At 67.6% G+C, this 9,161-nt stretch carries 9 protein-coding genes; 4 read left to right on the top strand and 5 right to left on the bottom strand.

Going from position 1 to position 9,161, the window contains the following annotated elements:
• Positions 1-62: 62 nt before the first annotated feature.
• From L0977_RS13455 to L0977_RS13440, 4 genes are all read left to right on the top strand, one after another.
• On the top strand, positions 63-1,766 hold the full coding sequence (locus L0977_RS13455; protein WP_234265368.1) for an FAD-dependent oxidoreductase: 1,704 nt from the start codon (positions 63-65) through the stop codon (positions 1,764-1,766).
• 98 nt (positions 1,767-1,864) lie between these two features.
• On the top strand, positions 1,865-2,089 hold the full coding sequence (locus tag L0977_RS13450) for a DUF2783 domain-containing protein (RefSeq protein WP_234265367.1): 225 nt from the start codon (positions 1,865-1,867) through the stop codon (positions 2,087-2,089).
• Positions 2,090-2,112: 23 nt separating this feature from the next.
• Positions 2,113-2,652 (top strand): VOC family protein, encoded by a 540-nt coding sequence (locus L0977_RS13445; RefSeq protein ID WP_234265366.1) that lies wholly within the window; start codon positions 2,113-2,115, stop codon positions 2,650-2,652.
• 158 nt (positions 2,653-2,810) lie between these two features.
• Entirely contained in the window at positions 2,811-3,560 is a 750-nt protein-coding gene (locus L0977_RS13440; RefSeq protein ID WP_234265365.1) for a hypothetical protein, read from the top strand.
• A gap of 99 nt (positions 3,561-3,659) precedes the next feature.
• Here the strand turns inward: L0977_RS13440 and L0977_RS13435 are convergent, their stop codons facing one another.
• The 5 genes from L0977_RS13435 to L0977_RS13415 are packed head-to-tail and all read right to left on the bottom strand — an operon-like array spanning position 3,660 to position 9,161.
• Positions 3,660-5,957 (bottom strand): ATP-binding protein, encoded by a 2,298-nt coding sequence (locus tag L0977_RS13435; protein WP_234265364.1) that lies wholly within the window; start codon positions 5,955-5,957, stop codon positions 3,660-3,662.
• Positions 5,957-6,466 (bottom strand): molybdopterin-dependent oxidoreductase, encoded by a 510-nt coding sequence (locus L0977_RS13430; RefSeq protein ID WP_234265363.1) that lies wholly within the window; start codon positions 6,464-6,466, stop codon positions 5,957-5,959. Before L0977_RS13430 ends, L0977_RS13435 begins: the two co-directional genes overlap by 1 nt.
• A 31-nt stretch (positions 6,467-6,497) precedes the next feature.
• Positions 6,498-7,595: a protein-glutamate methylesterase/protein-glutamine glutaminase gene (locus L0977_RS13425; protein WP_234265362.1), complete on the bottom strand. Its 1,098-nt coding sequence runs from the start codon at positions 7,593-7,595 to the stop codon at positions 6,498-6,500.
• 11 nt (positions 7,596-7,606) lie between these two features.
• Positions 7,607-8,281, bottom strand: a complete 675-nt coding sequence (gene cheD, locus L0977_RS13420) for a chemoreceptor glutamine deamidase CheD (RefSeq protein WP_234265361.1) — start codon at positions 8,279-8,281, stop codon at positions 7,607-7,609.
• On the bottom strand, positions 8,268-9,161 hold the full coding sequence (locus tag L0977_RS13415; protein WP_234265360.1) for a CheR family methyltransferase: 894 nt from the start codon (positions 9,159-9,161) through the stop codon (positions 8,268-8,270). Before L0977_RS13415 ends, cheD begins: the two co-directional genes overlap by 14 nt.

Below are 9,161 nucleotides of genomic sequence, written 5' to 3'. Positions count from 1 at the left end.
TACGCATGAAGAATTATCGGCTACAGTCCGGACCCAGCGTGAACTTTCCAGGAGACAAGCCCATGGGCACGTACAGCTACCCCACCTTTCCCTACCGCGCCCCCACTGACCTGATGGCCGGTGCCCCGCAACGCAAGCCCCTGGTGATCATCGGTGCCGGCCCGGTCGGCCTGGCCGCCGCCATCGACGCGCGCTTGCAGGGGCTGGACGTGCTGCTGTTCGACGAAGAAGACAGCGTGTCTTTCGGCTCGCGCGCCGTGTGTTACGCCAAGCGGGCGCTGGAAATCCTCGACCGCCTGGGCGTGGGCGACACCGTCGTCGACAAGGGCGTGAGCTGGAACGTGGGCCGCACCTTTCTGCGCGAGGAAGAGGTCTACCGCTTCAACCTCGTGCCCGACGCCGGCCACAAGCGCCCCGGCATGATCAACCTGCAGCAGTACCACCTCGAAGAGGCGCTGGTGCACCGCGCCACCGAACTCGGCGCCGACCTGCGCTGGAAGTACAAGGTGGCGGGTGTGCAGCCGCTGGAAGAGGGCGCGCGCGTCAGCGTCGAAACGCCGGACGGCCACTTCGAGATCGATGCCGACTGGCTGATCGTGGCCGACGGCGCGCGCTCCAACGTGCGGCGCCAGCTCGGCCTGGACATCGACGGCCATGTGTTCAAGGACCGCTTCCTGATCGCCGACGTGGTGATGAAGGCCGACTTCCCGGCCGAGCGCTGGTTCTGGTTCGACCCACCCTTCCACCCCAACCAGTCGGTGCTGCTGCACAAGCAGAGCGACAACGTCTGGCGCATCGACTTCCAGCTCGGCTGGGACGCCGACCCGGAAGAAGAGAAGAAGCCCGAGAAGATCATCCCGCGCGTCCAGGCCATGCTCGGCGACGACCGCGAGTTCGAGTTGGAATGGGCCAGCATCTACACCTTCCAGTGCCGCCGCATGAAGAGCTTCCGGCACGGCCGCCTGCTGTTCGTGGGCGACGCGGCGCACCAGGTCTCGCCCTTCGGTGCGCGCGGTGCCAACTCCGGCTTCCAGGACACCGACGACCTGCTCTGGAAGCTGGCGCTGGTGATGAAGGGCCAGGCGCCCGACGCGCTGCTGGACACCTACGACGCCGACCGCACCTACGCGGCCGACGAGAACATCCGCAACTCCACCCGCTCGACCGACTTCATCACGCCCAAGAGCGCGGTCAGCAAGCTGTTCCGCAACGCGGCGCTGGAGCTGGCGCGCAGCCAGCCCTTCGCCCGCAAGCTGGTCAACTCCGGCCGCCTCTCGGTGCCGGCCTTCCTGGTGCAGTCGGCGCTGAACACGGCCGACGTCGACGCCTTCGAGGGCCAGATGGTGCCCGGCGCCCCGATGGACGATGCCCCGGTGCGCGTGGCGGGGCGGGACGCCTGGCTGCTCGACCAACTGGGCAACCGCTTCGTGCTGCTGGCCTTTGTCGACGATCCGGGCCAGTTGGAACCGGCGCTGCGCGCCCAGGCCACGGCGCTGGCCGCCGGGCCGGTGCCGGTCGAGACCGTGCTGATCACGCCGCACGGCGGCAGTGCCGCCGGTTTCACCGTGCTGCAGGACCCGGGCGGTCTGTTCGCCCAGCGCTACGACGCCCGCCCGGGCACCACCTATCTGGTCCGCCCCGACCAGCACGTGGCCGCCCGCTGGCGCCGCGCCGACCTGGCCGCCGTGCGCGCCGCGCTGGCCCGTGCCACGGCCCAGCAGACCCAGCCCGCCACGGCGCCGAAGGCCGAAATGGTCGCCGCCTGAACCCCGTCGAGGAGACCCATGATGACCCCCACGTTCGCTATGCTCTCTGCCCCCCAAGGGGGCTCGCCCGCCTTGAGGCGGCTCTGCGGAGGTCGGCCATGACCCTGCAACTGCAACCCAACCTCGCCGAACCCGGCCAGCGCTATTTCCGCGATTTCACGCCCGGCGACGACTTCTACGAAGCGCTGATCGACACCCACCGCGACCTCAGCGACGCGCAGAGCCAGATGCTCAACGCCAAGCTGATCCTGCTGTTGGCCAACCAGGTGGGCGACATCACCGTGCTCAAAGACGCCCTGCGGCTGGCCCGCGAAGGCGTCTGACCCATCCCCCGAAGGAGATCTTCATGAACATCCGCAAGATTCACCACGTCGCCTACCGCTGCAAGGATGCCAAGACCACGGTCGAGTGGTACCAGAAGCACCTGGGCATGAACTTCGTGCTGGCCATTGCCGAGGATGCTGTGCCCTCGACCAAGGCGCCGGACCCGTACATGCACCTGTTCATGGATGCTGGCGGCGGCAACGTTCTGGCGTTCTTCGAACTGCCGAACTCGCCCGAAATGGGCAAGGACCCGAACACCCCCGACTGGGTGCAGCACATCGCGCTGGAGGTCGACACCGTGGCCGAACTGGAAGCCACCAAGGCCCGCCTGGAAGCGGCCGGCATTCCGGTGGTGGGCGTGACCGACCACACCATCTTCAAGTCGATCTATTTCTTCGACCCCAACGGCCACCGCCTGGAACTGGCCGCCAACACCGCCACGCCCGAGATGATGCAAAAGCTCGACGCGGTGAAATGGGACATGCTCAACGAATGGTCACAGACCAAGCGCGCGCCCAAACACGCGGCCTGGATGCACGAAAAAACCTTCGCCGACGCCTGAACCGGGGTCGTTTGTCTGTCGGCCTGCACCCTATCGGTGCAGGCTGATGCGCGAAAAAGCTGGGCAAAAACCCCTCAAGTCTGGCGAATTCAGGCCGAAAACTCGATAGAACTGCGGGAATCTCCCCTCCCGCGCCGCCTTCGAGTCAGGGGATTGCCATGTTGAACATCGCTTCTTCGCCCTCTTTTGCCTGGACGCCGGCGACGAGTGCTGCCCAGCCCTCGTCGGCTGCGCCTGTGGGCGCCGTGACGCCGGTGCGGTCGGTGCAGCCCGACCAGCGGTCGACGGGAGACGCACGCACGGGCAACGGCCCGGCCCGCGACCGCCCTGCCACCGCCGCGGTGGCCGAACCGGCGCACCCGCGCGACGGCGGCGAGCAGGCCGCCAGGGCCGAGACCTATCTGCCCGAGCCGGCGCCCTTGCTGCCGCGGCAGAAGCCGCAGGATGGGCAAGGCCAGTCGCAGCAGGAGGCCGCTGACGAGCAGAGCGGTGGCGCCGGCACCGACAGCGCCCGCGAGAGCACCGCCAGTACCGTGAGCACGTATCCGCTGCCCCAGGAAATGGTGTCGTCGGTCTGGCTGGCCAGCGCGGCGGTCGTGGACCCGGTGCTGGAAGCGCAGTTGGAGGCCCGCTCCTCGCTGGCAACCGACACCGCGCCGGACCTGTCGGTCGTGGCGGCCACCCAGGTGGCCCGCGCCGCCATCGCGAACAAGGCCAGCGCTGCGGCCACGCCCTTGCAGGCCCAGATTCCGCTGCCGTTTTCGTCTGGCGATCCGCTGGCCGCCAAGGCCGAAAGTGTGGGGGCCCAGTCGGTGGCGGGAGATGGCTCGCCGGCCGCCTATGACGAACGGGGCAATGCGGCGCGTCCGCTGCCCGAATCGGGCAGCCTGCTCAGCGAACGGGCCTGACGGGCCGGGCGCTCTCCCCCCCAACTGCACCGGGCCTTGGCCCGGTTTTTTTGTACCCTGAGCTGGCCCCGACCCGTCCGTGGGACGGAAGGAGGGGGCTCAGGCCGTGGATGGGCGGGCGGCGGTGCCCTGGCTTTCGAACTGTTGCAGCGCCTGTTGGGTCCGGTCCATGTCGCGCAGCACCTGTTCGGGCAGGTCGGCGGTCAGGGGATCGCTGCCCTTGGCCAGCAGTTCGATGCGGGCGGCGATGGTCGCCAGCGCCTTGAACCCGAGCAGCAGCGACGTGCCCTTGAGCTGATGGGCTTCGTGCCCGGCGACTTCGCGGTCCTTGTCGGCCAGCGCCTGCAGCAGCTTGTGCACCGTGCCTTCGGGTGGCGCGAACAGCGTGTCGAGCATCTCGTGCAGCGAGTCGTCGGGCATCATCGAGAGCACTTCGGTGTACGACTCCGTGTCAAGCACGGTGCCGATCAGCGACGAAGCCGGGTCGGGCAGCCGCATGGGCAGCTCGTAGCTCGACAGCGGGGAATGCCCTGAAACCCGTTGCACCACCAGCCCCGGCACCGACTGTTCGGGCGGGTCGAGCAGGCCGCAGCGGGCCAGGGCCGCTTCGAGGTCCTGCGCCTGCAGCGGTTTGCTCGTGAACTCGTTGACGCCGACTTCCAGCGCCCGTTTTCGGGTGTCGTTGACGACGTCGGCCGTGACCAGGATCACCTTGATCTGCGAAGCCGGCCCGTCCATCTGGCGGATGGCTTCGGTGGTGGCCATGCCGTCGAGCACGGGCATGTGGTAGTCGAGCAGCACCGCGTCGAAGGTTTCGCGCGCCAGCAGTTGTAGCGCTTCCTGGCCGTTTTCGCAGAAGGTGGCCTCGTGCCCCATCTTCTCCAGCAGGATGCTCATGTACTTCAGGTTGATCGGGTGGTCCTCGGCCACGAGCAACCGCAGGCGGCGGCTGTGGCTGGGGTCGATCGGCGCCGTCGCGCTCTCGGGCGGCGCCTCGGCCAGCGGCAGGCTGAGCGTGACCGTGAACACCGAGCCCATACCCTGCTGGCTGCTGACCTGGATGTCGCCCCCCATCATGCGGGCCAGGTTGCGCGAGATTTCCAGGCCCAGGCCGGTGCCGCCGATGCGGCGGCGCAGCGAGTTGTCGGCCTGGTAGAAGCGTGTGAACAGCCGCTCCAGCGTCTCGCGGTCCATCCCCATGCCGGTATCGCGCACGGTGATGGCCACCCCGTCGGGCAGGCGCGGTGCGCGGGCCACCTCCACCATGATGTGGCCCTGCGGCGTGAACTTGATGGCGTTGCCGATCAGGTTGAACAGGATCTGCCGCAGGCGCGTGGCATCGGCCTGCACCCAGGCCGGCAGGTCGGGGGCGCAGTGGGCGTTCAAGTCGAGCCCCTTGTCGCGTGCGGCCACCTGCATCAGGTCGTTCACTTCCTGCACCACGGTGGGCAGGTGCACCGGTGCGGCCGACAGCTTGAGCGTGCCCGACTCCATGGTGGAGACGTCGAGGATGTCGTTGAGCACGCCCAGCAGGTGTTCGGCCGAATCGCGGGCGGTTTGCAGGTAGTCGCGCTGCTGGCTGGTCAACTGGGCGTCGCCCAGCAGGTTGAGCATGCCCAGCAGCCCCTGGAAGGGGGTGCGGATTTCGTGGCTCATGTTGGCCAGAAAAACGCTCTTGCCGCGGTTGGCGGCCTCGGCCTGGTCGCGCGCCTCGGTCAGTTCGCGGCTGAGCTTCTTGAGCCGGGCGTACTGGCGCTGCTGCTTGCGGATGTGGCGCACCAGCAGGGCGACAAAGGCCAGCAGGCCGAGCGCCTGCACCGTCGCCAGCCCGATCAGCAGGTAGCTCTGTTGCTGCAACTGGGCGTTGCGTTCGTCGACGAACCGGGCCACGGCGCGGTTGGCGTCGCGGGTGAGCTCGGCCAGCACCGGCAGCAGGCTGTCGATGGCGTTGTCCACGCGCGCGAGTGCTTCGGGGTCTTTCAGCAGGGCATGCGGATCGGCAAACAGGGGCTCGACCATCGTCGTGAAGTCGGTCAGCCGCTGCCTGGCATCCGCATACGTGGAGGTGCCTTCGATCAGGTCGTGCCGGGGAATCTTGGTCAGCAGGTCGATGCGGCTGAGGAAGATCTCGTAGCGTTCGGCCAGGTTGTCGGCATCGGCGGCTTCCGGCTCGACCTCGGCGCTGTGCACCGCGTCATCCAGGCGCGAGAGCTCGCGTTCGAGCTGGTAGGCCTGCCACATGATGGAGTCGACCTGGTTGCTGGCGACGTTGTCGAGCAGGCGCACCTGGCGCCACTGGATCCAGCCCAGCGGCGTGAGCGTCACCGCCAGCAGCGCCAGGATCACCAGGGCCCAGTGGCGACGCTCCCATTGGGCCAGGTTGGTGGAGGGCCACATCACTGCACGTCCAGTGCCTTGAGCTGCCAGATCGAGCGCTCGTAGTAGACCGAGGTGCGCAGTTCGGCTTTGCTGTCGAAGGGGTAGACGATGAACAGCGGGCCCTTTTCGCGCACCGGTATGGGCTTGCCGTTGAGCAGCCGCGCCATGATGACGCCGTGCTGGGCGGCGTCTGCGAGCGGGATGCTGATGCGGTAGTCGTTGATCGCGGTGGCCGAGAGCGTGGTGCCCGATGCCTTCACGGCTGCCAGCACGTCCGACAGCAGGGGACCGGTGAAGGTCACGGGCTGGTCGTACCAGGGCGTGCGGGTGGTGAAGGTGTGCTGGGGCAGGGCTTCGATCATCTTCATGTCGAAGCGGGCGCTGTCGGGGGTGTTTTTCTCGGTGATCTTGCCGGTGACGGTGAGCACGATGCGCTCCTGGGGCGCATCCAGCGACCAGGCCGAGAGGGCGAACAGCGACAGGCAGGCCAGCACGACGGCATGGCCGAATTGGCGACGGGTTTTCATGGGGACTCCGCGGAGTGGGTGGGGTGAGGGGTCAGATCCGGTGGCGCACGCTGCCGGGGCTGGTGGCGAGGCGGTTCAACAGGGCCGGGGCAATCTGTTTGAGGGGCAGCACTTCGTGCGCCGCGCCGAACTGGATGGCCATGCGGGGCATGCCGAAGACCACGCAGCTGGCTTCGTCCTGCACGTAGTTGTAGCTGCCGGCGTCCTTCATTTCGCGCATCGCCTGCGCACCGTCGGCCCCCATGCCCGTGAGCATCACGCCCAGCGCGTTGGGGCCGAGCACGCGGGCGGCCGAGCGGAAGAGCATTTCCACCGAGGGCCGGTGGCGGTTGACCGGTTCGGTGTCGTCGAGCACGGCGACATAGTTGGAGCCGCTGCGGTCGATGCGCAGGTGGCGGCCACCGGGTGCGATGTAGGCGTGGCCGGGCAGGATGCGCTCGCCGTCGCGGGCTTCGGCCACCCGGATGCGACACAGGCTGTTCAGGCGCGCCGCGAAGCTGGTGGTGAAGCCGGGCGGCATGTGCTGGGTGATGACGATGGCCGGCGAGTCGGCCGGCATCGGGGTCAGCACCTCGCGGATGGCTTCGGTGCCGCCGGTGGACGCCCCGATGCAGATGACTTTTTCGGTCGACAGGCGCGGCAGCGGCCCGCGCGGCACTTCGGGCACGCCAGCCTCGACGTGGCCTGCAGCGGCCGGTGTGCCGTGTGGAGCCGCCAGGCGCTTGACGTGGGCGCTGGCGGCGATGCGGATCTTGTCGACGATGTCGGTGGCCAGTTCGTTGAGCCCGCTGGCGATGCCGATGCGCGGCTTGGCCACGTAGTCCACGGCGCCCATTTCGAGCGCACGCAGCGTGATGTCGGCGCCCTGCTCGGTCAGGGTGGAGACCATCACCACCGGCATCGGGCGCAGCCGCATCAGGCGCGAGAGAAACTCCAGCCCGTCCATGCGGGGCATTTCCACGTCGAGCGTGATCACGTCGGGGTTGAGCTCGCGGATCATTTCGCGCGCCACCAGCGGATCGCTGGCCGCGCCCACGCACTGCATGTCGCTCTGTCGGTTGATGATTTCCGACAGCAGGCTGCGCACCAGGGCCGAGTCGTCCACCACCACCACACGGATTCGGGTCATTGTTGTCTCCCTCAGAACAGATCCACCGAGCCGCCGGCCGTGGCCGTGACCACCACAGCCGCATTGCCGCGGTGTTCCTGGGATTCCAGCGTTTCGGGATGCGAATGCGCCAGGCGCTTGACCATCGCCTTGCCGGTGGCCGGGAAGTAGCAGACCTTGCGCGGGTAGATGTCCAGCACATCCTTGGAAACGATGGCAATGCGCTCGGTCTTGAGGTAGTCGAGCACGAACTGCGTGTTGCGCTCACCCACGTTCATCGTGGTGAAGCTGTGCATCACCTGCCCGCCGCCGAAGACCTTGGCCTGCATGTGTTCGCGCCGGGCGCCGAGCTTCATCATTTCGTTGATGAGCAGTTCCATCGCGTAGGAGCCGTAGCGGCCGGAGGTGTCGGCGCCGCCTTCGGGCAGCATGAAATGGTTCATGCCACCCACGCGCACGCGCGGGTCCCAGATGCAGGCGGCGATGCACGAGCCGAGCACGGTCATGATCAGCAGGTCGTCGCTGGTGACGTAGTACTCGCCGGGCAGCACCTTGACCGCGTCGTGCTTGAAATGGTGGTCGTGATAGAAGAACGAGGCTTCGCCCGGCTTGCGCGGGCGTGCCTTCAGGGCTTCGAGGCTGCTGCGGGCCGACACGCCAGCAACCGCCGGAGAGTGCCCGGGCAGCGTGGATTCATAGGCGTTCATACACCGTCTTTCCGCGCAGGCTGAACAGCAGCCGTGCATCGCTGAAGTTCTCGGCGTGGCCGACGAACAGCATGCCCCCGGGCTTCATCACCCGGTGGATGCGTTCGAGCACCTGCCGCTGGGTCGGGCCATCGAAATAGATCATCACGTTGCGGCAGAACACCACGTCGAAGGCGTCGCGCAGCGGCAGCTCTTCGATGAGGTTGATGACGCGGAACTCCACGTGTTTCTGCAGGTCGGGCTTGACCCGGAACAGCCCTTCGTTGGCGCCCCTGCCGCGCATGAAAAACCGCTGCAGCCGCTCCTGGCTCAGCCCCTTGACGCCGTCGAGCCGGTAGATGCCCTTGGCGGCGGTTGCCAGCACCTTGGTGTCGATGTCGCTGCACACCACCTGGAACTGCCCACCCATGCCCAGAGCCTCGGCGGCCGTGATCGCGATCGAATACGGCTCTTCCCCGGTGGATGCGGCGGCGCACCAGATGCGCCAGGGCTGCTGGCGGCGCGAGGCCAGCAACTGCGCCAGGATGTCGAAGTGGTGCTGTTCGCGGAAGAACGAGGTGAGGTTGGTGGTCAGCGCGTTGATGAATTCCTGCCACTCCGGACCGTCGCTGCGTTCGAGCACATCGAGGTAGTCGCGAAAGCTGTTGTGGCCGGTTTCCCGCAGCCGGCGCGAGACGCGGCTGTAGACCATGGCGTGTTTGCCATCGTGCAGGCTGATGCCGGCCTTTTGGTAGATCAGCGCCTTGATGCGGTTGAAGTCCGCGTTCGACCACACGAACTCGCGGCCTTCGGCCACGGGGCCGCCGTCGTCCGGCAAGGCCAGACCCCCGGCGACGCCGGTCCGGCCTGGCGAGTGCGTTGCCGCCGCATGGGGTTTCAT

Origin of the sequence: Hydrogenophaga sp. NFH-34, from assembly GCF_021401345.1 — a bacterium.
GTDB lineage: Bacteria > Pseudomonadota > Gammaproteobacteria > Burkholderiales > Burkholderiaceae_C > Hydrogenophaga > Hydrogenophaga electricum.
The sequence above is the reverse complement of the archived record's forward strand: the minus strand, read 5'-3'. Positions and strand labels throughout refer to the sequence as shown.